Annotated in this window: 20 protein-coding genes; 12 read left to right on the forward strand and 8 right to left on the reverse strand. The window is 69.1% G+C overall.

Going from position 1 to position 20,156, the window contains the following annotated elements:
* Positions 1 to 15 precede the first annotated feature (15 nt).
* Positions 16 to 339, forward strand: coding sequence for a ferredoxin (fdxA, locus tag ACFYTQ_RS21525; RefSeq protein ID WP_251914113.1), 324 nt, complete (start codon positions 16 to 18; stop codon positions 337 to 339).
* A 5-nt stretch (positions 340 to 344) separates the two neighbouring features.
* A complete protein-coding gene (gene dapC, locus ACFYTQ_RS21530) occupies positions 345 to 1,454 on the forward strand; it encodes a succinyldiaminopimelate transaminase (RefSeq protein WP_387363556.1) in 1,110 nt (369 codons plus the stop codon).
* A gap of 50 nt (positions 1,455 to 1,504) precedes the next feature.
* Here the strand turns inward: dapC and ACFYTQ_RS21535 are convergent, their stop codons facing one another.
* From ACFYTQ_RS21535 to ACFYTQ_RS21545, 3 genes are all read right to left on the reverse strand, one after another.
* The gene (locus ACFYTQ_RS21535; RefSeq protein WP_387363559.1) at positions 1,505 to 1,756 is read right to left on the reverse strand and encodes a hypothetical protein; all 252 of its coding nucleotides are present in this window, start codon (positions 1,754 to 1,756) and stop codon (positions 1,505 to 1,507) included.
* Positions 1,757 to 1,765: 9 nt separating this feature from the next.
* Positions 1,766 to 3,073: a S8 family serine peptidase gene (locus ACFYTQ_RS21540; protein WP_387363562.1), complete on the reverse strand. Its 1,308-nt coding sequence runs from the start codon at positions 3,071 to 3,073 to the stop codon at positions 1,766 to 1,768.
* Positions 3,074 to 3,143: 70 nt separating this feature from the next.
* Positions 3,144 to 4,013, reverse strand: coding sequence for an oxygenase MpaB family protein (locus ACFYTQ_RS21545; RefSeq protein WP_387363565.1), 870 nt, complete (start codon positions 4,011 to 4,013; stop codon positions 3,144 to 3,146).
* A 173-nt stretch (positions 4,014 to 4,186) separates the two neighbouring features.
* On the opposite strand from ACFYTQ_RS21545, the gene ACFYTQ_RS21550 reads away from it, so the two are divergent.
* Complete coding sequence (locus ACFYTQ_RS21550; RefSeq protein ID WP_387363568.1) at positions 4,187 to 4,819, forward strand: TetR/AcrR family transcriptional regulator; 633 nt, start codon at positions 4,187 to 4,189, stop codon at positions 4,817 to 4,819.
* On the opposite strand, the gene ACFYTQ_RS21555 is transcribed toward ACFYTQ_RS21550, so the two are convergent.
* Positions 4,816 to 5,673, reverse strand: coding sequence for an oxygenase MpaB family protein (locus ACFYTQ_RS21555; protein WP_387363570.1), 858 nt, complete (start codon positions 5,671 to 5,673; stop codon positions 4,816 to 4,818). The genes ACFYTQ_RS21550 and ACFYTQ_RS21555 overlap by 4 nt on opposite strands.
* A gap of 132 nt (positions 5,674 to 5,805) precedes the next feature.
* Here ACFYTQ_RS21555 and ACFYTQ_RS21560 point away from each other — a divergent pair, with 132 nt between their 5' ends.
* From ACFYTQ_RS21560 to ACFYTQ_RS21570, 3 genes are all read left to right on the forward strand, one after another.
* Positions 5,806 to 7,236 carry an acyl-CoA synthetase gene (locus tag ACFYTQ_RS21560; protein WP_387363572.1) on the forward strand — a complete coding sequence of 477 codons (1,431 nt, stop codon included), beginning with the start codon at positions 5,806 to 5,808 and terminating at the stop codon, positions 7,234 to 7,236.
* Positions 7,237 to 7,270: 34 nt separating this feature from the next.
* Positions 7,271 to 7,642 carry a PPOX class F420-dependent oxidoreductase gene (locus tag ACFYTQ_RS21565; protein WP_387363575.1) on the forward strand — a complete coding sequence of 124 codons (372 nt, stop codon included), beginning with the start codon at positions 7,271 to 7,273 and terminating at the stop codon, positions 7,640 to 7,642.
* A gap of 748 nt (positions 7,643 to 8,390) precedes the next feature.
* On the forward strand, positions 8,391 to 9,320 hold the full coding sequence (locus ACFYTQ_RS21570; RefSeq protein WP_387363578.1) for a WD40 repeat domain-containing protein: 930 nt from the start codon (positions 8,391 to 8,393) through the stop codon (positions 9,318 to 9,320).
* Here the strand turns inward: ACFYTQ_RS21570 and dapD are convergent.
* Positions 9,295 to 10,248: a 2,3,4,5-tetrahydropyridine-2,6-dicarboxylate N-succinyltransferase gene (gene dapD / locus ACFYTQ_RS21575; RefSeq protein ID WP_387363581.1), complete on the reverse strand. Its 954-nt coding sequence runs from the start codon at positions 10,246 to 10,248 to the stop codon at positions 9,295 to 9,297. The two genes, ACFYTQ_RS21570 and dapD, sit on opposite strands and share 26 nt — an antisense overlap.
* Positions 10,249 to 10,288: 40 nt before the next feature.
* On the opposite strand from dapD, the gene dapE reads away from it, so the two are divergent.
* From dapE to ACFYTQ_RS21605, 6 genes are all read left to right on the forward strand, one after another.
* Complete coding sequence (gene dapE / locus ACFYTQ_RS21580) at positions 10,289 to 11,386, forward strand: succinyl-diaminopimelate desuccinylase (protein ID WP_387363584.1); 1,098 nt, start codon at positions 10,289 to 10,291, stop codon at positions 11,384 to 11,386.
* Between the two features lie 159 nt (positions 11,387 to 11,545).
* Positions 11,546 to 12,349, forward strand: a complete 804-nt coding sequence (locus ACFYTQ_RS21585; protein WP_387363587.1) for a TIGR00730 family Rossman fold protein — start codon at positions 11,546 to 11,548, stop codon at positions 12,347 to 12,349.
* Positions 12,346 to 12,888: a TIGR00730 family Rossman fold protein gene (locus ACFYTQ_RS21590; protein WP_387363590.1), complete on the forward strand. Its 543-nt coding sequence runs from the start codon at positions 12,346 to 12,348 to the stop codon at positions 12,886 to 12,888. Before ACFYTQ_RS21585 ends, ACFYTQ_RS21590 begins: the two co-directional genes overlap by 4 nt.
* Before the next feature lie 80 nt (positions 12,889 to 12,968).
* Positions 12,969 to 14,678 (forward strand): long-chain-acyl-CoA synthetase, encoded by a 1,710-nt coding sequence (locus tag ACFYTQ_RS21595; RefSeq protein ID WP_387364247.1) that lies wholly within the window; start codon positions 12,969 to 12,971, stop codon positions 14,676 to 14,678.
* Positions 14,679 to 14,941: 263 nt separating this feature from the next.
* The gene (folP, locus tag ACFYTQ_RS21600) at positions 14,942 to 15,820 is read left to right on the forward strand and encodes a dihydropteroate synthase (protein WP_387363593.1); all 879 of its coding nucleotides are present in this window, start codon (positions 14,942 to 14,944) and stop codon (positions 15,818 to 15,820) included.
* Entirely contained in the window at positions 15,817 to 16,767 is a 951-nt protein-coding gene (locus ACFYTQ_RS21605; protein ID WP_387363596.1) for a glucosyl-3-phosphoglycerate synthase, read from the forward strand. The genes folP and ACFYTQ_RS21605 overlap by 4 nt, the downstream gene beginning before the upstream one ends.
* 362 nt (positions 16,768 to 17,129) lie before the next feature.
* On the opposite strand, the gene ACFYTQ_RS21610 is transcribed toward ACFYTQ_RS21605, so the two are convergent.
* From ACFYTQ_RS21610 to ACFYTQ_RS21620, 3 genes are all read right to left on the reverse strand, one after another.
* Positions 17,130 to 17,966, reverse strand: a complete 837-nt coding sequence (locus ACFYTQ_RS21610) for a hypothetical protein (RefSeq protein ID WP_387363599.1) — start codon at positions 17,964 to 17,966, stop codon at positions 17,130 to 17,132.
* A gap of 154 nt (positions 17,967 to 18,120) precedes the next feature.
* Positions 18,121 to 18,528 carry a Sec-independent protein translocase protein TatB gene (gene tatB, locus ACFYTQ_RS21615; RefSeq protein ID WP_387364250.1) on the reverse strand — a complete coding sequence of 136 codons (408 nt, stop codon included), beginning with the start codon at positions 18,526 to 18,528 and terminating at the stop codon, positions 18,121 to 18,123.
* 76 nt (positions 18,529 to 18,604) lie between these two features.
* The gene (locus tag ACFYTQ_RS21620; RefSeq protein ID WP_387363602.1) at positions 18,605 to 20,152 is read right to left on the reverse strand and encodes a trypsin-like peptidase domain-containing protein; all 1,548 of its coding nucleotides are present in this window, start codon (positions 20,150 to 20,152) and stop codon (positions 18,605 to 18,607) included.
* Between the last annotated feature and the right edge of the window lie 4 nt (positions 20,153 to 20,156).

Consider the following 20,156-nt stretch of genomic DNA (forward strand, 5'->3'; position numbering starts at 1 on the left):
ACTAGGAGAGCGGCAGTGCCGTACATCATCGCTGAACCGTGCGTTGACGTGAAGGACAAGGCGTGCATCGAGGAATGCCCCGTGGACTGCATCTACGAGGGCGGTCGCATGCTGTACATCCATCCGGACGAGTGCGTGGACTGTGGTGCATGTGAGCCGGTGTGCCCGGTGGAGGCGATCTTCTACGAGGACGACACCCCGGACCAGTGGAGCGGGTACGTCAACGCCAACGTCGACTTCTTCGACGAGCTGGGTTCGCCCGGCGGCGCGACCAAGGTCGGCAAGGTCGACTACGACCCGCCGTTCATCGCCGCGCTACCGCCGATGGCGAGCGAGTAGGACCGTTGTCGACGCGTGGCCGGGTGAGTAGCTCCCTACCCGATTTCCCTTGGGACACCATCGCTTCGGTGAAGCGACGGGCCGCCGAACATCCCGACGGCATCGTCGATCTGTCGGTCGGCACACCCGTGGATCCGGTCGATCCGCTGATCCGGCGGGCGCTGGCCGCGGTGGCGGAGGTGCCGGGCTATCCGGCCACCCACGGCACCCCCGAGTTGCGCGCGGCCGTCGTGGACGCGCTGCGGCGGCGCTTCGGCATCACCGGCGTCGAGCCCGACGCGGCGCTGCCGGTGATCGGTACGAAGGAACTGATCGCGGGCCTGCCCCGGCTGCTCGGGCTCGGGGCCGCGGATCTGGTGGTGATCCCGGAGGTGGCGTATCCGACCTACGAGGTCGGCGCGTTGCTGGCGGGCACGCGAATCGCGCGCGCCGACGGCCTGACCCAGCTCGGCCCGGAGCGGCCCGCCCTGATCTACCTCAACTCCCCGTCCAATCCGACCGGGCGGGTGCTTGGGGTGGACCACCTGCGCAAGGTTGTGTCCTTCGCCCGCGAGCGCGGCGCGATCGTCGCCTCCGACGAGTGCTATCTGGGCCTGGCGTGGGACGAGGAGGCCGTGTCGATCCTCGATCCGCGGGTCTGCGACGGCGACCACACCGGGCTGCTGGCCATCCACTCGCTGTCCAAGACCTCCAATCTGGCCAGCTACCGCGCGGGTTTCGTCACCGGCGACCCGGAGTTGGTGCGCGAACTGCTGGAGGTGCGCAAGCATTCGGGCCTGATCGTCCCGTTCCCGGTGCAGTCGGCCATCACCGCCGCGCTCGGCGACGACGCGCACGAGGCGGCCCAGCGGGAACGCTACCGCGCCCGTCGCGAGATCCTGCGAAACGCCTTGACCGAGGCCGGTTTCCGCATCGATCACTCAGAGGCCGGACTGTATCTGTGGTCCACCCGCGACGAACCGGCCCGCACCACCCTCGACTGGCTGGCCGACCGCGGCATCCTCGCCGCCCCCGGCGACTTCTACGGGCCGTCGGGCGCGCGACACGTCCGCATCGCCCTCACCGCCACCGACGAGCGGATCGCCGCGGCCGTCAAACGGCTCATCGCCGCCTGAGTCAGCGGGGGCGAATCCTCCTCCGGCCCAACGGATCAATGCCGCCTGAGCTAGCGGGGCGGCGAATCCTCTTCCGGCCCAGCGGGTTCGATGCGCGGGTCGGCGAAAACCGTTGCGCCCGTGCCGCTTCCGGTGAGGCGGGTGGCGGCGGATTCGGTGACCCGCAGGGCGAACAGGCAGGTCGCGGGGTCGACGCAGATGAGACCGTAGTCGACGTCGACATCGTCCGCGGCGAGCCGCAGCTCGCGCAGGGCGTCGCTCATGGTCGCGCCCTGCGGGAGCTGGACGGTGAGCAGCAGCATCACACCACGCTACGCCCGATCGGGAGTCCGTCGCAGCTCCGCGAGCAGGGCCGCGGTGTCGGCGATGCCGTACCCGTAGTCGTAGTCGAACCCCTGGCCGCCGCGGTCGGAGGCGGTGCGCTGGAGCAGTTCCCGCAGCCGGGCGGGCGGTAGCGCGGTGGCCGACCACTTCGTGCGGATGGCCGCGACCAGCCCGGCCGCCACCGGGCACGCCGCGGAAGTGCCGGTGTCGGGTTCGTCGCCGAAGGCCCCCGATCCGGTGAAGTGCGTGTACGTGCACACGTCCGGTTTGCGATCGGTCAATCGCCCGGGTCCCTGCGACGAGTAGCCGACGCGCTGATTTTTCGTGTCGACCCCCGCGATGCTCAGCACGCTCGGATGCGAATTCGCCCCGGTGATCGGACGATCCGGGTACCCGCATCGGGCGTCGGGGCAGTCGCGGCCGCAGTTGCCCGCGGCGAAAAGGATGTCCGCGCCCGCCGCCTCCAGCGAGCCCACGATCACGTTGAACGGGTGCGCCGGATTGTCGGAGTAGTTGCCCGCCTGACCCACCGGATAGTCCCAGCTCGGCGCGAACGAACCCCAGCTGTTGCTGATCACCAGCGCGCGGGTGGCCGCGGGCTGATTCGTCAGCACCGTGCGCAGATGCGCGTACGCGGCGAGCGCGTCGGAGAGCAGGCCGTCCATCTGGGTCTTGCCTTGCCGGGCGCTGCGCAGCACGGGCAGGTCCAGGAACGACGCCTGCGGTGCGGCCAGCGACGCGTCGAAGGCGCACATGGTGCCGTGGTCCACGGGGAAGGCGCCCGCGGTTCCGTTGACGCCCTGCGGGTTCCAACTGCGCGCGGCATCGATGGTGAGACGACCGCCGCGCACCTTCTCGACCTGCGCGGCGTTGATGCCGGTGTCGACGATCGCCAGCGCCACCCCCTGACCGGTCAATCCGGCCTTCGCGAGGTCGTCGGCGCGCAGCAGCGCCGCCACCGCGTGCCAGTCGCCGACCGCGGGATCGCCGCCGCAGGTCAGCACGGGTTCGATGGCGGGGTCGGCGAAAACCCCGGTGACGGAATCGGTTTCGCTGATCCGGCGGTGTTCGTCGGGATCGTCGCCGATTCGGCCGCGCACCACGACGGTGGCGTGCTCCGGCGACATCGACGGACTCGGACCGCCGAGCCAGGGGATGGCGACCGGCTCGAAGTCCGGGTCGAGGTCGAGGCCGGGCAGTTCCCCGGCGACGTCCGCCGCGGCGACCCGGACGTCCGGATCGGCGACGGCGGTGATCAGTTCGGCGGTGGGGCGAAGCTCGATGACGACGCGCATGATCGACATCCTGCCGTCCCGGGCGCGAATTCGCTAAGCGTGTGCCGACTTCCGCACGCGCAGCGCGCGTTCAGACCAGCGGACGGCCGAGGCGACGGCGAATTCGCATGTCCAGCAGGTAGTAATTGAACGGGAACCGGCGCAGCGGCGGGGGCAGCCGCACCCACACGAACGAGATCGCCCGCAGGATACGGGTATAGCGGCGCTCGTCGCGTTCGGTCCAGGTCATGCCCATCTGATCGCGCAGATGCGGGGGGAGCAGCGCGGTCACGCCGAATCGGTGCAGCCGCCCGAAGATCCTGCGCGGCACCGGATGCAGCATCCTCAGGTCGATGAGGTCGTCGAAGTAGCGCCGCACCGGTTCGTCGATGGTCCGCTGGGTGAGGTTGTCCTCCCAGTAGCGGTAGAACGCCGACCGGTCCGCGGGCCACATCTCCGGGCGCATCTGCAAGGTGGTGCCCAGGCGCGCGGAGTACTGGTAGAAGGCTTCGGCCAGTGCGGGTTCCATCGGTCCGCGCATCCGGGTGTAGAGGTCGTCGAAGCCCCAGTACAGGCAGGCCGCCACCCACAGTTGCAGCTTCGGGTCGAAGGCGTTGTACTTCACCGCCGCGCCCGGCTCGGAGTGGATCGGCCGATGCGAGCCGTTGACCGCCTCGCGGTAGGCGCGCCGATCCTCCTCGGTGCCCATCCAGGCGACCGCGAGATAGGTCAGCGTGGTGCGCAGGCGCTTGAGCGGATGCACCATGACGCTGCCGCTCTCGACCGGGCTCTCCAGCACGCCGTAGCCGACGGGCGGATGGCTCAGCTGCATGACGACGTTGGCCGCGCCGCCCAGGAACGCCGCGACACCGTCGAGATGGGGACGGACGTCCTCGGGCGTGAGAATCCGGATGGGCGGCTCGGTGGGCTCGTGGTCGTAGCGCAGGGGGGCGGCGGTCATCGTTGATCCGTCTCCTCGGTCCGGCTTCGCGCCCGCGGGCGGACGAAGGGTGAGAAACTTCCTCTCGCACCTTCTCATCGAACCGACCGGCCTGTCAATGCCATAGGAGCCCGGCTGATCCTATGGGAAGATCGCCTTGTCATCGTTTCGTGTCGCCGAAAGGGGCCCAGCACATGGCCAAGCCGGCCAACCTGTTGCCGCTGGTCCGGGAGGCGGGTCCGGAGGATCGGAATCAGGCCAAGGTGCTCGATGCGGCCCTGCTCGCCTTCCTCGACTTCGGCATCAAGCGGACCAGCATGGTCGAGGTGGCCCGCCGCGGTGGTCTGTCGCTGGCCACGCTGTATCGACGGTTCGCGGGGAAGTCGGATCTGATCCAGGCGGTCGGGCTGCGGCAGGCCCGGCAGTTCGTCGAGCGGGTCGACGCCGCGGTGCAACCGCAGATCGACCGCGGGGCCGCGGCCGAGGATCAGATCGTGGAGTTGTTCGTCGCCTTCCTCGACGGGTTGCGCGGCAATCGGCTGCTGGATCGGCTGCTGAAGACCGAGCCGGAGGTGGTGCTGCCGCATCTGACCGTGCGCGGCGCGCCGGTGATCGAGCTCGGGCGCGACTATCTCGCGGAGTTCATCGCGCGGTTGCAGGCCGAGGGCAAGCTCGAGTCCTACGATCCGCTGCCGCTGGCCGAGTTGATCGCGCGCAACGCGCTGTCGATGGCGTTGACGCCGCAGACGGTCATCCCGCTCGACGACGACGCGGCGCTGCGGCGGTTCGCCCGCGAGCACATCGTGCCGGGGTTCCGGGTGCGTTAGACCGGGCGCAGCCCGAGCTGGCGGCGTAGGCGCAGGTCGGTCAGCAGGATGTGCATCGGAAACAGCCTGAGCCGCTGGGGGATTCGCTCCTCGACCGCGCCGACGGCGCGCAGCAGCAGGGCCAGGCGTCGGTCGTCGCGGTCGGTCCAGGTCATGCCCAGTCGCGCGCGCAGATCCGGCGGTAGCAGGCCCGCGACCAGCCAGCGGTGAAAACCGGCGCAGGACAACTGGATCGGGCGCGGGAACATCCTCAGGTCGACCAGTTCCAGGAGGTGGGCGCGCACCGGCGGATCGAGGGTCGCGCTCGCGAGGGTGGCGGCCCAGTACTCGTCGAAGGCTTTGCGGTCGGGCGGCCACAGCGCGGGCGGCATCTGGAGCGTCGTGCCGAAGCGGGCGCAATGGGTGTAGAAGGCGTCGGCGTCGGCCTCGCTCATCCGGCCGTGCATGCGCTCGTACAGATCCCGCGCGCCCCAGTACAGGCAGGCCGCGACCCACAGTTGCAGGCGGGGGTCGAAGGCGTTGTAGCGCACCGGGCTCGACGGACCCGAGCGGACCCGGCGATGGGACCGGTTGACCGCCTCGCGGTAGGCGGCGCGCTCGGTCTCGTCGCCGAGCAGGGCGACGACCAGATAGGTGAGCGTGGTGCGGGTGCGCTTGATCGGATGCAGCATGATCTTGCCGCTGTCGACGGTGCTCTCGACGACGCCGTAGCCGACGGGGGCCGCGCTGAGTTGCAGGATCACATTGGTCGCCGCGCCGAACAAGGCCGTGGTGCCGTACAGGTAGCGGGTGATGTCGAAATCGTCCCGCCGCACCGGCGAATCGTGCGTCGTCGCGCGAAGTGGCCCGGTCATCGTCGACCTCGTACTTCTCGAGAGGTTGTGAATCAAAGCTCTCATTGCGTCATCGGCATGTCAACGGCCGCGCGGCGAGGGTGACCGTTTCGCAATTACGGGGCGCGAGCAGCGGATTGGTAGGTTGGGCGGGTGTCTTTCGCGTCGTCGCCGCTGCTGCGCTCACTGAATCCGGCCGCCGTTGCCGCGGGGGCCGATATCCCCGACGCGGTCACCATCGACAGGCAGACGCTGTCCCGCAGCGATGTGCTCGGCGCGGCAACCTCGGTCGCCGAGCGGATCGCCGGGGCGGGCCGGGTCGCGGTGCTGGCGCGGCCGACGGTGACGACGGTGCTGGCGGTGGTCGGCTGTCTGATCGCGGGGGTGACGGTGGTGCCCGTTCCGCCGGATTCCGGGGCGGCCGAACTCGAGCACATTCTCGCCGACTCCGGCGCGCGGGCGTGGCTGGGTGAGGCGCCGGAGGGGTCGACGTTGCCGATGGTGCCGGTGCGCAGGCACGCGCGGTCGTGGCACACGTATCCCGAACCCGACTCGCGGGCAACGGCTTTCGTGCTGTACACCTCCGGGACGACCGGGGCGCCGAAGGGGGTGATGCTGAGCCGCGGCGCGATCGCGGCCGGGCTGGACGCCTTGGCCGAGGCATGGGCGTGGACGTCGAACGACGTTCTGGTGCACGGACTTCCGTTGTTCCATGTGCACGGGTTGATTCTTGGCCTGCTCGGGCCGTTGCGGGTGGGGAGTCCGCTGGTGCACACCGGTAGGCCGACGCCCGCGGCGTACGCGGCGGCGCGGGGGTCGTTGTATTTCGGGGTGCCGACGGTGTGGTCGCGGGTCGTCGAAGATCCCTCGGCGGCAAGGGAATTGGCGGGCGCGCGGCTGCTGGTCTCGGGGAGTGCGCCGCTGCCGGTGCCGGTGTTCGAGCGGCTGCGCGAGCTGACCGGGCACGCGCCGGTCGAGCGGTACGGGATGAGCGAGACCATGATCACGCTGTCCACGCGGGCGGACGGGGAGCGGCGGCCCGGCTGGGTCGGCACGCCGGTGGCGGGGGTGGAGACGCGGCTGCGGGACGAGGCCGGGAACGCGGTCGCGCACGACGGGGAGAGCATCGGCGGGTTGCAGGTGCGCGGGCCGATGCTGTTCGACGGGTACCTGAATCGGCCCGAGGCGAGCGCCGAGTGCTGGACCGAGGACGGCTGGTTCCGGACCGGGGACGTCGCCGCGATCGACGCGTCCGGCTTTCATCGGATCGTGGGGCGGGAGTCGGTGGATCTCATCAAGTCCGGCGGGTTCCGGATCGGGGCCGGGGAGATCGAGACGGCGTTGCTGGGGCACGCGGGCGTCGCGGAGGCGGCGGTGGTCGGGGTGCCCGACGACGATCTCGGGCAGCGCATCGTCGCGTTCGTCGTCCCCCGCGGCGAGCCCGCCGAGGACCTCGCCACCGACCTGATCGACCATGTCGCACAACAACTCTCGGCCCACAAACGCCCCCGCGAGGTCCGCCTGGTCGACGCCCTCCCGCGCAACGCCATGGGCAAGGTCCAGAAGAAGCTCCTCACCCCTTGACCTGCACCGCACTCGAGGTCCTAGGCTCCCCCTCATGATCGCAACCCTGTCGCCCGCCCAGATCGACTATCTGCGCACCCAGCGGCTGGGCCGCCTGGCCACCATCCGCCCCGACGGCACCCCCCAGAACAACCCGGTCGGCTTCCGCTACAACGAATCCCTCGGCACCATCGACATCGCCGGCCACAACCTCGGCGCCTCCCAGAAGTTCCGCAACCTCACCAAACACGAGAAGGTGGCCTTCGTCGTAGACGACATAAAATCCCTGTCCCCCTGGACAGTCCGCTGCCTCGAAATCCGAGGCACCGCCCAACCTCTCCACGACGTGGAAACCTACCTCCCCGGCGGCACCCCGGAACTGATCCGAATCACCCCGGAACGCATCCTCGCCTTCGGCATCGAGTAACCCCTCGCTCCGCTCGGGGACAGGGGTAGTGCGCGACCGCAGCTGCGCTGTAGGCGAACCCCTCGCTTCGCTCGGGGACAGGGGGAGAGCTCGTTGGCAGGCTGGTTAGTGGACGCGGCCCTCATGGCGGCAGTCACGGGCGCGCTTGGGGCGTCTGCCCCGCCCCGCCCTGCGGACCTCCATGTTCCCGGCTGCCCACTTCATGTTCTCTGCTGCACGCTTTATGTTCTCCGCCGCGAGCCGCTCTATGTTCCCCACCGCGAGCGCTCTATGGTTTCCGCCTCGAGCGCTCTGTGGGCTTCCGTCGCAGCGCGATTTTGAGGTTCCCGGCTGCGGGCGGGGTCAGAGATACCGGGCAGCGAGAGTGGTCAGAGCTGCGCGGCCCCAGGTCTGGTCAGCGGTGCCAGGACGGGGGTGCGGTTGGGGTGCCAGGCTGCGGGCGCGGTTCCTATGTTCCCGTAACAAATGAGCCCCTCATGTTCCCAGGCGGGCGGTCCCCATGCTTCCAGCTACGAGCGCGGCCTGCATGTTCTCCGCTGTGGTCGCGGCCTCCATGTTTGCCGCTGTGGTCGCGGCCTCCAGTTTCCCCGCCGCGGGCTACGGTCCCTATGTTCCCCACCGCGAGCGCTAGCGAGTGGTGGGGATCTCGCGGGAGAATGCGGAGCGCGATCACTTGGGAGGGAAGATGACTGGAATCGGGTGGGTGGGGAAGGGGGAGGGGATTGCTGTTCATCCTGAGCTTCCGCGGGTGGTGACGACGGATCAGGAGGGGGCGGTGCTCGTGGTGTGGGCGGTGGGGGCAGTGGGGGAGATTGTCGAGATCGTGTGGGTGGGGGAGGGGGTTGGGCGGCGTGGGCCGTATGGGGCGGTGGGTGGGGAGGGGTTGGCGTTTGTGACCGATGCGGGGGTGGAGATTCGGGAGTGGGGGAATCTTAAGCGTGCCAGGGTATTACCTGCCGAGTTGTTGCCGGGTGGGGGTAGGGGGAGGGAGGTTGCCTGGTCGCCGGATGGGCGGCTGCTGGCTGTGGCGTCGGGGGGACAGGTGGTTGTCATCGATGTCGAACGCATGGTTCGGCACGACGTTTCGGTCGGCGATCATGCCGGTTTCGGGGATTGGGCCTGTGTGCCCGAATTCTCGCCCGACGGAAGGTATTTGGGCGTCGGCAATTCGAGGCAGGGCGGTTGGTGGTACACCATGCTGCGGGTCGGGTCGGACGGGGCACTGGCGTACGGATTCGATTACGAACCGGGCGACATCCCGGTCGTTGGCGGTGACAACCTCACGGGCGCAGTCGCTTTCACGCCCGACAACGCGCGAGTCGCGAGCTGGGTCTACCGCGCCCCCGGACATCCCGATACCGACGGCCCTCGCGGTGTGCTCGTGCTGATCGACAGCGACACCGGAAACCTGGTGTGGCACAGGACGATAGACGATTCCCTCGCCGGGCGACCGATCCGCCGCCCGGACCGGGGATCGCTCTGCTTCACTCCGGACGGCACTCGCCTCGCGCTCGGACTCGACACCGGAATCATCTGGCTGGACGCCGAGACCGGAGCGCCGGTGCACACCGAATCCACCGGCGCGGTCAGCGCTTTCGCCTACGCACCCCACACGGGAATGCTGGCGCTGACCACCCGGGGACCTCGCCGAATCAGTTGGCGTGCAACGCCGCGTTGAGTTCGATCCCGGTTCCCTTGCGCGCCACCACTTCCACCGCACCCGAGAGCGAGTTACGCCGGAACAGCAGGTTGGACTGGCCCGACAATTCCGACGCCTTGGCGGTGCGCCCGTCGGGGAGGGAGACCTTGGTGCCCGCGGTGACGTACAGCCCCGCCTCGATGACGCAGTCGTCTCCGAGGGAAATGCCCAGACCCGCGTTCGCGCCCAGCAGACACCGTTCCCCGATCGAGATGACCTGCTTGCCGCCGCCCGACAGCGTGCCCATGATGGAGGCCCCGCCGCCCACGTCGGAGCCGTTGCCGACGACGACGCCCGCGGAGATCCGGCCCTCGACCATGGAGGCCCCGAGGGTGCCCGCGTTGTAGTTGACGAAGCCCTCGTGCATGACCGTGGTGCCTTCGGCGAGGTGGGCGCCGAGGCGGACGCGATCGGCGTCGGCGACGCGCACACCGGTCGGCAGGACGTAGTCGACCATCCGGGGGAACTTGTCCACGCCGAACACCGTGACCGGCCCGCGGGCGCGCAACTTCGCGCGCACGAGCTCGAAATCCTCGACCGCACACGGCCCGTGGTTGGTCCACACCACGTTCGCCAGCAGGCCGAAGATACCGTCGAGATTCGCGCCGTGTGGGCGCACCAGCCGATGCGAGAGCAGATGCAGCCGCAGATAGACGTCGTGCGCGTCCACCGGCGCGGCCGACAGGTCGGCGATCGTGGTGCGCACCGCGACCACCTCGACCCGGCGGGCCTCGTCGGACCCGACCAGCTCCGCGAACCGGGCGTACTCCGGATCGGCGGCGCTGATCCGCTCCGTCCCGGCCTGCCGGAACTCGCCCAGCTCGGGATACGGGTACCAGGTGTCGAGGACCGTGCCGTTGACGGTCACCGTCGCGAGGCCGACTGCGGATGCTCCCTGAGTGCTCACGACGAGCAGTTTAAGCAACCGAAATATTAGGGTGGACGGGGTGACCATCGATCTGCGCGCCGACCCCATCGCCCTCACCGCCGCACTCGTCGACATGCCGAGCGTCTCGCGGGACGAGGCGGCCATCGCCGACACGGTCGCCTGGGCGCTGCGCGAACAGACCGAGGGCTTCGAGGTGCTCCGCCACGGCAATACGGTGCTGGCCCGCACGAACCGCGGCCGCCCCACCCGCGTCGTCCTCGCCGGCCACCTCGACACCGTCCCCATCGCCGACAACGTGCCCGGCCACTTCGTCACCGAGGACGGCGTGGAGAAGCTCTACGGCTGCGGCAGCGTCGACATGAAATCCGGCGACGCGGTCTTCCTGCATCTGGCCGCCACCGTCGCCGACCCGGTCTGCGATCTGACCCTGATCTTCTACGACTGCGAGGAGATCGCCGCGGAGTACAACGGCCTCGGCCGCATCGAACGCGAACTGCCCGACTGGCTCGACGCCGACCTCGCCATCCTCGGCGAACCCTCCGCGGGCTGGATCGAGGCGGGCTGTCAGGGCACCCTGCGCGCCCGGCTCACCACCTCCGGTATTCGTGCGCACACCGCGCGAGCGTGGTTGGGCGACAACGCGATTCACCGTCTCGCCCCCATCCTGGAACGGCTGCGCGACTACCGTCCCCGGGAGATCGACCTCGACGGCTGCGTCTATCGCGAGGGCCTGTCGGCGGTGCGGGTCGGCGGCGGCGTCGCGGGCAATGTGGTGCCCGACGAGGCCGAGGTGGTGGTGAATTTCCGCTTCGCCCCGGACCGTTCGCTGGACGAGGCGACCGAGCATGTGCGCCAGGTCTTCTCGGGTCTGGACGTCGAGTTCGAGCGCACCGACGGCGCTCCCGGCGCGCTGCCCGGCCTGTCGGCCCCGGCCGCCAAGAACCTCGTCGACCAGGTGCACGCGCACGGCGGCGGCGGAGTACGGGCCAAGTACGGGTGGACCGACGTTTCCCGCTTCGCCGCCCGTGGCGTTCCCGCGGTGAACTTCGGCCCCGGCGACCCGAATCTGGCCCACAAGGTCGACGAGCATGTGCCCACGGCCCAGATCACCACGGTCACCGAGATTTTGCGCGCGTATCTGACCGGGCGGGCGTGACGCGCCGTCGGTCGATCGTGGCGGACGTGTTGTCCGCCATGCGGCCGCGCCGTCGGTGGACCGCGCACCGCCGGTGGGGTATGGCCGCGTGACACGTTGTTCGCCGGATGGTCGGGCGTCCGTGACCGGGCGGCGGTAGCGGATCGGTAGCGTGGATTCATGTCCACCGAGTCCGATCACGGCGTCGCCCCGCCGCCGAAGTCCACGCCGAAATTCCGCGGACCCATCATGCTGCGCCGGGATCGCAAACAGGGCACCACGACCACCGATCAGCATTTGCTGGACGGTCGCGGCCCCACCGACTGGGTTCACACCGACCCCTGGCGCGTACTACGGATTCAGAGCGAGTTCGTGGAGGGTTTCGGCGCGCTCGCCGAAATCCCCAGGGCCGTCACGGTTTTCGGCTCCGCGCGCACCGCGCCGGACAGCCGCGAGTATCAGGCGGCCCGCGAGATCGGCGGGGCGCTGGCCCGCTCAGGATTCGCGGTGATCACCGGCGGCGGACCGGGCGTGATGGAGGCGGCCAACCGGGGCGCGTCGGAGTCGGGCGGCTACTCGATCGGGCTGGGCATCGAACTGCCGATGGAACAGGGCCTCAACGACTGGGTCGATCTGGGCCTGAACTTCCGGTACTTCTTCGCGCGAAAGACCATGTTCGTCAAGTACTCCCAGTCGTTCATCTGCCTGCCCGGCGGATTCGGCACGCTGGACGAGCTGTTCGAGGCGCTCACCCTGGTGCAGACCCACAAGATCACCCGTTTCCCGATCATTCTGTTCGGCAGCGAATTCTGGGCCGGTCTGGTGGACTGGATACGGAATACGCTGCTGGCCTCGGGCAAGATCTCGCCCGGCGACGTGGATCTGCTGCACGTCACCGACAGCGTGGACGAGGTCGTCGAGATCGTGCTGCGGGCGGCGGAGAGTCGTGGCCGGGACGCGATCGGCACGGAGGATCAGTGGTGAGCTTCGCGGTGTGCGTCTACTGCTCGGCGAGTACGCAATCCCTCGAGAGCATCGAGCTGGCGACCGAGGTGGGCGCCGAAATCGCCCGGCGCGGTTGGCAATTGGTGTCCGGCGGCGGCAATGTGTCGATGATGGGCGCGGTGGCGACCGCGGCCCGCGCGGGCGGGGCGCGCACGATCGGCGTGATCCCGAAGAACCTCGTGCATCTCGAGGTCGCGGACGTCGCGGCCGACGAGCTGGTCGTCACCGACACCATGCGCGAACGCAAACGGATCATGGAGGCCCGCGCGGACGCCTTCCTCACCCTGCCCGGCGGCGTCGGCACGCTCGAGGAGTTCTTCGAGGCGTGGACCGGCGGCTATCTCGGCCAGCACGACAAGCCGCTGGTGGTGCTCGATCCGCACGATCACTATCGCGGGCTGTTCGCGTGGCTCGATGAGATAAAGAGTGCCGGGTTCATCGGTTCGGCCGCGCTGGACCGGGTTACGGTGACCTCGGACCTGGCGGCGGCGTTCGAGGCCCTCGCCCGGCCGAGCTGAGTTCGAATCCTGGTGGAGGACCCGTGACCGCGGACGCTCGTAACGTCTCCCTGTTCGATCTGGCCCGCCGACTGCCCGGCATGGCGTGGGACGCGCCCGGAATGCTGCGCGGCGCGCTCGGCATGTTGGTGCGCGGGCACGATCGGTCGTCGGTGGGGCTGTATTTCCAGCGCGCGGCCGAGCGGGTGCCGGATCGGCCGTTCCTGCGGTTCGAGGGGCGCGATTACAGCTACGGTTCGGCCAACGCGGAGGTCAACCGGTACGCCGATGTGCTGACCGCGCGCGGGGTGGGGCGCGGGGATGTGGTCGGGGTGTTGATGACCAATCGGCCGGAGACGGTGTTCGTGGTGCTGGCCGCGGTGAAGCTCGGCGCGACGGTCGGCCTGCTGAACACCAATCAGCGCGAACAGGTGCTGGCGCACAGCTTCGGGTTGCTCGACAGCGTGGTGAACGTGATCGGTGAGGAGTGTCGCGAGGCGCTCGACACGCTGCCCGAGCAACCGGCGAACGTGCTGTGGTCCGGTGCGCTGGAGGAGTTGGCGCGCGGCGCGGACGCCACGAATCCGCCTGTGTGCGAGGACATTCGGGCCCGCGAACGTGCGTTTCTGATCTTCACCTCCGGCACCACCGGCATGCCGAAGGCCAGCGTGATGACGCATCTGCGGTGGACCAAGAGCATGAACGGCCTTGGCGCACTGGGGATTCGGCTGCGCGGCGACGACACGATGTACTGCTGTCTGCCGCTGTACCACAACAACGCGCTGACGGTGGCGCTGGGCGCGGTGCTCGGGGCGCGCGCGACGCTGGCGGTGGGGCGCAAGTTCTCGGTGTCGCGGTTCTGGGACGAGGTGGTGGCCTCGCGGGCGACGGCGTTCATCTACATCGGCGAGCTGTGCCGGTATCTGATCAATCAGCCGGAGAAGCCGCAGGAGCGGCAGCATCGGGTGCGGCTCGCGGTGGGCAACGGGTTGCGGCCGGAGCTGTGGGACGAGTTCCGCGAGCGGTTCGGGATCAAGCGGATCGTCGAGTTCTACGGGGCGAGCGAGGCGAATATCGCGTTCATCAACGCGTTCGGGGTGGATCGGACGGCCGGATTCGGGCCGCTGCCCTACGCGGTGGTCGAATTCGACGATGCCACAGGCAAACCCGAGCGTTTCCCGGACGGGCGGCTGCGGCGGGTGCGGCCGGGCGGGGTCGGGCTGCTGCTGGCGAAGGTGACCGACAGTTCGCCCTTCGACGGCTACACCGATCGGGAGGCGAGCGAGGCCAAGCTGGTGCGGGACGCCTTCACGGACGGGGATTGCTGGTTCGACACCGGGGATCTGGTACGGGATCAGCACTGGCGGCACATCGCGTTCGTGGACCGGCTGGGCGACACATTCCGGTGGAAGGGGGAGAACGTGGCGACGACGGAGGTCGAGGGCGCCTTCGACGGCGCCGCCTCGATCGAGGGAGCCGTCGTCTACGGCGTCGAGGTCCCCGGCGCCGACGGCAAGGCCGGTATGGCCGCGGTGACCCTGCGCCCCGGCGCAGACTTCGACGGCAAAGCCGTCGCCGCCCACCTCTACGACCGCCTCCCCACCTACGCCGTCCCCCTCTTCATCCGCGTCGTCCCCGAACTGGAGACCACCTCCACCTTCAAGAGCCGCAAGGTAGACCTCCGCAAACAGGCCTACACCCCCGACGACCACACCGACCTCTACGTCCTCACCACCCGCACCGACGGCTACATCCCCTTCTACGACACCTACCCCGAAGAGGTAGCCACCGGCAAAACCCCCAGGCCCTGACCGCCCCCCCAGGCCCACGAACCCAGCCGCACCCTTTATTCGGATCCGCACCCGTTGTATGGCTATGCAGGGGGTGCGGATTCGAATAAAGGGTGCGGCTGGGGTGCCTTGCGTTGGGGTGGTAGGCCGCTGTGGGGTTGCTGCTCGGATCGCTCGCGCTTCCCTCGTGGTCCCGGCTCGCCTTCTCTCATGTTCCCGGGTCGCCCTACTCTCATGTTCCCGCCGAAGGCAGGGGCGGGACAGGGGTCGGTACAGTCGGGGGCATGAGTTCGACGCCGGGGTTGTCCACTTTGTGCGGGAGGCCGGTGGCGGGGGATCGGGCGTTGGTGATGGCGATCGTGAATCGGACGCCGGACTCGTTCTACGACCGGGGGGCCACGTTCAGTGACGAGGCGGCCATGGCGGCGGTGGGGCGGGCCGTGGCCGAGGGGGCGGATCTGGTCGACATCGGGGGTGTGAAGGCGGGGCCGGGGGTGGAGGTGGACGCCGCGGAGGAGGCGCGGCGGGTGGTGCCGTTCGTGGCGGCCATTCGGGAGGCGTATCCGGAGCTGTTGATCAGTATCGATACGTGGCGGTCCGGGGTGGCTCGGGCGGCGATCGAGTCGGGGGCGAATCTGATCAACGACACATGGGCGGGGGCCGATCCGGAACTGGTGGGGGTGGCCGCGGAGTTGGGGGTGGGGATCGTGTGCAGTCACACCGGCGGGGCGCGGCCGCGGACCCGGCCGCATCGGGTGCGGTACGCCGATGTCGTGGCCGAGGTGACCGAGACCGTCGTGCGAGCGGCCGAGGAGGCCGCCGCGGCGGGCGTCGCCAAGGATTCGATTCTGATCGATCCGACCCATGATTTCGGCAAGAACACTTACCACGGGCTCGAACTGTTGCGGGCTGTGGACGTTCTTGTAAATACCGGGTGGCCAGTCTTGATGGCGTTGAGCAATAAAGATTTCATCGGAGAGACTCTTGGTGTCGGTCTATCCGAGCGATTGGAGGGCACATTGGCGGCAACCGCGTGGTCCGCCGCGGCCGGCGCCCGAGTGTTCCGTGTCCACGAGGTCGCCGCGACCCGGCGCGTGGTGGACATGATCGCCGCGATCCAGGGCATCCGGCCCCCCGCACGAACCTTGCGAGGTCTGGTATGACAACCAACCCCGAAATTCTCGACAACACAACCGACTGGGCGCTCTCCCGTACCTGGGACCGCCCCGAATGGACGGTCGACGAACTGGTCGCCGCCAAGGACGGGCGCACGGTCTCCGTGGTGCTGCCCGCGCTGAACGAGGAACGCACCGTCGCCGAGGTGGTGGCGAGCATCCGGCCGCTGCTCGGCACGCTCGTCGACGAACTCGTCGTGCTGGACTCCGGTTCGACCGACGCCACGATCGAACGGGCGCGCGCGGCCGGGGCCCGGGTCGTCACCCGGGAACAGGCCGTGCCAGAGCTGGATCCGGTGCCCGGCAAGGGCGAGGTGCTGTGGCGCTCGCTGGCCGCCACGAGCGGCGACGTCATCGCCTTCGTGGACTCCGATCTGATCGACCCCGATCCGATGTTCGTGCCCAAGCTGCTCGGCCCGCTGCTGACGGTCGAGGACACCCATCTGGTGAAGGCTTACTACCGGCGTCCGCTGCGGCAGGGGCAGTCGGTGGATCACAACGGCGGCGGCCGCGTCACGGAGTTGGTCGCCCGCCCGCTGCTGTCCGCTCTGCGTCCCGACCTGTCGAAGGTGTTGCAGCCCTTGGGCGGTGAATACGCGGGGACTCGCGAACTGCTCACCGCGGTCCCCTTCGCCCCCGGTTACGGCGTCGAGATCGGTCTGCTCCTCGACACCTACGACCTGCTCGGCCTGTCCGCCATCGCCCAGGTCAACCTCGGCGTCCGCACCCACCGCAACCGCCCCCTCTCCGACCTCGGCGTCATGAGCCGCCAAATAGTCGGAACCATGCTGCGCCGCAGCGGAATCCGCGACTCCGGCGCCGCCCTCACCCAATTCCCGTTGATAGGCGACGAATTCACGGCCCTCTCCACAGAGGTCTCCCTCGCCGACCGCCCCCCGATGAACACCCTCCGGCCGTCGAGAGTGGCGGCCTGACCCCACCACTCGCTTCGCTCGTGGCGGGGTACTGAGTGGTCTCGTCGCAGCGGGGTGCTGAGTGATCCCGCCGTGGCGAGGCACCAAGGGGTTCACGTCATAACGAGCACTGAACCCCCGCGTGGACAGGCAACCCAGCCGCACCCCTTGTTCGGATCCGCACCCCTTGTAGAGCCCTGCAAGGGGTGCGTTTACGAATAAAGGGTGCGGCTGGGTTCGTGTACCTGGGGTTGTCCGCTGAACTCCCAAGTGTGTAGGCAGCTCAGCCGCACCCTTTATTTGGATCCGCACCCTTTGTGGAGCCCTGCAGCGGGTGCGGATTCGAATAAGGGGTGCGGCTGGGTTCGTGGGCCTGGGGGAGTTCACCTTTCGTGGCGGTAGATGGGGGTTAGGAGGTCGGCTTCCAGGGGTTCGCCGGTGTTGCGGTCGTAGCGGACGCCTACTACCGCGGAGAAGGGGTGGGTGGTGGCTCGTTCGTGGAGGGTGGCGAGGCGGGTGGCGAGGAGACGGATTGCGCCGAGGGAGCCGGGTGGGTGGAGGCCGTCTATGACGAGGACGGTGCCTCGGGCGTCGGGGCGGGGGAGGCGGGCGAGGTAGGCGATGTCGTAGGGTTCGGTGCCGCCGGGGCGGTAGACGCGGCGGGCGGCTCGGTCCTCGATGCCGCGGCGGACCCGGCCCGCGCGGGCGACCGTGCGGCGGAGGCGGGGGTCGGCGGCGACGAGGTAGCGCAGGCTGGGGGAGAGTTCGGGGCCGCCGAGGACGATGAGGCCCTCGCGGTCGAGGTCGAGGGGGCGGCCGGGCAGGAAGCGCTCGACGGTGACCGTGAAACCCAACTCGCGCAACAACTCCACGAGACGATGCGGGGCCGCGGGATCGGGAGCGCCGACGAGGGGAGCCGCGCGGGTGGTGCTGCGAACGTCGGGGGCGAGAATCGTCAACGGGCCGTGCCCGAAGAACAGCCCCTCCGGCACCGGACCCTGGGTACTCACCTGATGGATGCGCGCGCGTGAAAGTCCCGCCGCCGCACCGATTCTGGCGAAGGTCCACCCCTCGGCGTGCAATTCGCGAATGACGGCCCGTCGAATACGCGTGAGCTCATTGATGGTCTGCTGGGCCTGAGCAACCCCTTCGGTGGCCGCTTTCAGGCGCTCGACCTTGTCTTCGATAGCGAACACCCGTGCCACCTCGTCGGCTGACATGTGCGCAGTCTAGAGCGCTCGACAGCCGGATGTGTCCAGTCGGCTTGACTACCCCCCGACCCCCTAATCGCTGTCCCGCAACCCTATTGGCCTGCGAAAATACCTCTCGATCACCCGCATGGCCGGTAACTTGCGCCGAACCCTGCGGAAATCGTTATGTCGCGTCGAAGTCGATCGGGGGTTTTTCGTTGCGCGACAGCGGTTTCGGCGTCTCCGGCGGAGTGTAATCCGGCGGCGGGGAATATTCCGAACCAATAGAAGTACTGGTCGGTTTGTCGAACTTTCCCGTGAACAACGAATCATCCCCGTCGAGAAGATGTTTCGTGACCATCGACCGCGGCGTCATTCCTCGGAAGTCGTTGAACGGCCGCCGCAACTCGTTGAGTTCCTCGAGCGGTTTACGCAATTCGTCGAGTTCGGGTCCGAGTTCGGTGCGCAGCTGCGTCGTCGCGCCGCTGGCGTAGTCGCGGACCTGCCGCAGACTCTGCGCGGTCCAGCGGATCGCGCCGGGCAGCCGCTCGGGACCCAGGATCACCAACGCGGCGACCACCAGGATCACCATCTCGGGCCAGCCGATGTTGAACACACAGACAGGCTACCTGGGCCGACGCGCGCCGGACCAGGTAGCCCGCCGGGTCTCAGTCGGATTCGAGCCGCACCGGAACATCCACGCGGCGGCCGTCGCGAATCAGCTGAACGTTCACCGTCTCGCCGATCTGATGGGACATGACCGCGACGGTCAGCTCCGCCTTCTCGGTGACGTCGCGATCGCCGACGCGAACGATGATGTCGCCCTCACCGATTCCGGCCTTGGCCGCCGGGCCGCCCGGCTTGACGTCGGCCACCTGCACGCCGCTGAGGTTGTCGTTCTCGATCGGCTTGGTGCGCGCGCTCAGGCCGATATCGGGGTGATGCACCGAGCCGTCACGGATCAGCGTCTGGCTCACCTGCTGCACGAGGTCGACCGGGATGGCGAAGCCGAGGCCGACCGAGCCGCCGCTCTCGCTGCGGATGGCGGTGTTGATGCCGATCAACCGGCCCTGGTCGTCGACGAGCGCGCCACCGGAGTTGCCGTGGTTGATCGCGGCGTCGGTCTGCACGGCGTCGAACGCGCCCGCGGAGTCGTCCCCGGCCTCGGGCTGCTCCTCCATCGCGCGATGCAGCGCGCTGACGATGCCGGAGGTGACGGTCTTGGTCAGACCCAGCGGCGAGCCGATGGCGAGTACGTCGTCGCCGACCTGCACATCGGAGGATTTGCCGAGGCGGGCGACGGTCAGACCGGTGACGTCGACCTTGAGCACGGCCAGATCGGTCTTCGGATCGCGGCCGACGAGCCGCGCGGGGGCCTTCTTGCCGTCGAAGAACGACACCTGGATCTTGGCCTTGCCGGACTTGTCCATCGCGGCCATCGAGATGACGTGGTTGTTGGTGACGATGTAGCCGTTGCCGTCGATCACCACGCCCGAGCCGAGCGCGCCGTTGTCGCCGACGGTTTCGCGGATCGACACCACCGCGGGCACGACCGCGTCGGCGACCTTGGCCACCTGGGTGCGCGGCTTGTCGCCCGAACCCTCCTGCTGGAGGGTGACCTTGCGCGAGGTCAGCGCGGCGGTGGTCTCGGCCGTCAGTCGGCCGATGAGACCGCCGACCAGACCGATGAGCAGCGCCAGCACACCGAGCAGGGCCAGCGCCTTGGGCGCGACCCGGCCGCCGAAGAGGACCTCGCGCGCGCTGAGTTTCGTTGCGGGCGGCAGGGTTTGAGACCGCGGCGTGGGGATCGCGGGATCACCCAGGCGCGCACCGGAATCCGGATCGCGCCACGGATCGGCGGGCGGCGCGGGCGCGGTGGTCTCGTCGGTCGCGTCCGGATCCCGTTGCAGCACTTCGGTGGAGCCCTCGGGCCGCCCGAACGCCTCGGCCAGCACCGCGTCCGGCGGACGGTTCACCAGTTCGGGTCCGTCGTGGCGCGGCGTCGCGGCGGCGGGGGTGTGCGGGGCGAAGGATCCGGCCTGCCCACTGGGGCGACGGAACGCCCGGGTGGTGTGGGTGTCGATGTGGGGGCGATAGACCGGACGCGGACCCAGGACGGGCGCGTCCGGCGGCCTCAGGTTCCCCCTGTCGGCGGCCGAATCCGACGCGTCGCGATCCTCGGAGGTCGATCCGGCGTTCGTGGAGTCGGAGGTCACGGGG

Origin of the sequence: Nocardia sp. NPDC004068 (assembly GCF_042874315.1) — a bacterium.
Lineage (GTDB): Bacteria > Actinomycetota > Actinomycetes > Mycobacteriales > Mycobacteriaceae > Nocardia.

Coding starts and splice junctions, on each gene's coding strand:
- ACFYTQ_RS21535 (WP_387363559.1), bottom strand. CDS start 1,756: ATGCTGCTGCTCACCGTCCAGCTCCCGCAGGGCGCGACCATGAGCGAC.
- ACFYTQ_RS21540 (WP_387363562.1), bottom strand. CDS start 3,073: ATGCGCGTCGTCATCGAGCTTCGCCCCACCGCCGAACTGATCACCGCC.
- ACFYTQ_RS21545 (WP_387363565.1), bottom strand. CDS start 4,013: ATGACCGCCGCCCCCCTGCGCTACGACCACGAGCCCACCGAGCCGCCC.
- ACFYTQ_RS21550 (WP_387363568.1), top strand. CDS start 4,187: ATGGCCAAGCCGGCCAACCTGTTGCCGCTGGTCCGGGAGGCGGGTCCG.
- ACFYTQ_RS21555 (WP_387363570.1), bottom strand. CDS start 5,673: ATGACCGGGCCACTTCGCGCGACGACGCACGATTCGCCGGTGCGGCGG.
- ACFYTQ_RS21565 (WP_387363575.1), top strand. CDS start 7,271: ATGATCGCAACCCTGTCGCCCGCCCAGATCGACTATCTGCGCACCCAG.
- ACFYTQ_RS21585 (WP_387363587.1), top strand. CDS start 11,546: ATGTCCACCGAGTCCGATCACGGCGTCGCCCCGCCGCCGAAGTCCACG.
- ACFYTQ_RS21595 (WP_387364247.1), top strand. CDS start 12,969: ATGGCGTGGGACGCGCCCGGAATGCTGCGCGGCGCGCTCGGCATGTTG.
- folP (WP_387363593.1), top strand. CDS start 14,942: ATGAGTTCGACGCCGGGGTTGTCCACTTTGTGCGGGAGGCCGGTGGCG.
- ACFYTQ_RS21605 (WP_387363596.1), top strand. CDS start 15,817: ATGACAACCAACCCCGAAATTCTCGACAACACAACCGACTGGGCGCTC.
- ACFYTQ_RS21610 (WP_387363599.1), bottom strand. CDS start 17,966: ATGTCAGCCGACGAGGTGGCACGGGTGTTCGCTATCGAAGACAAGGTC.
- tatB (WP_387364250.1), bottom strand. CDS start 18,528: ATGGTGATCCTGGTGGTCGCCGCGTTGGTGATCCTGGGTCCCGAGCGG.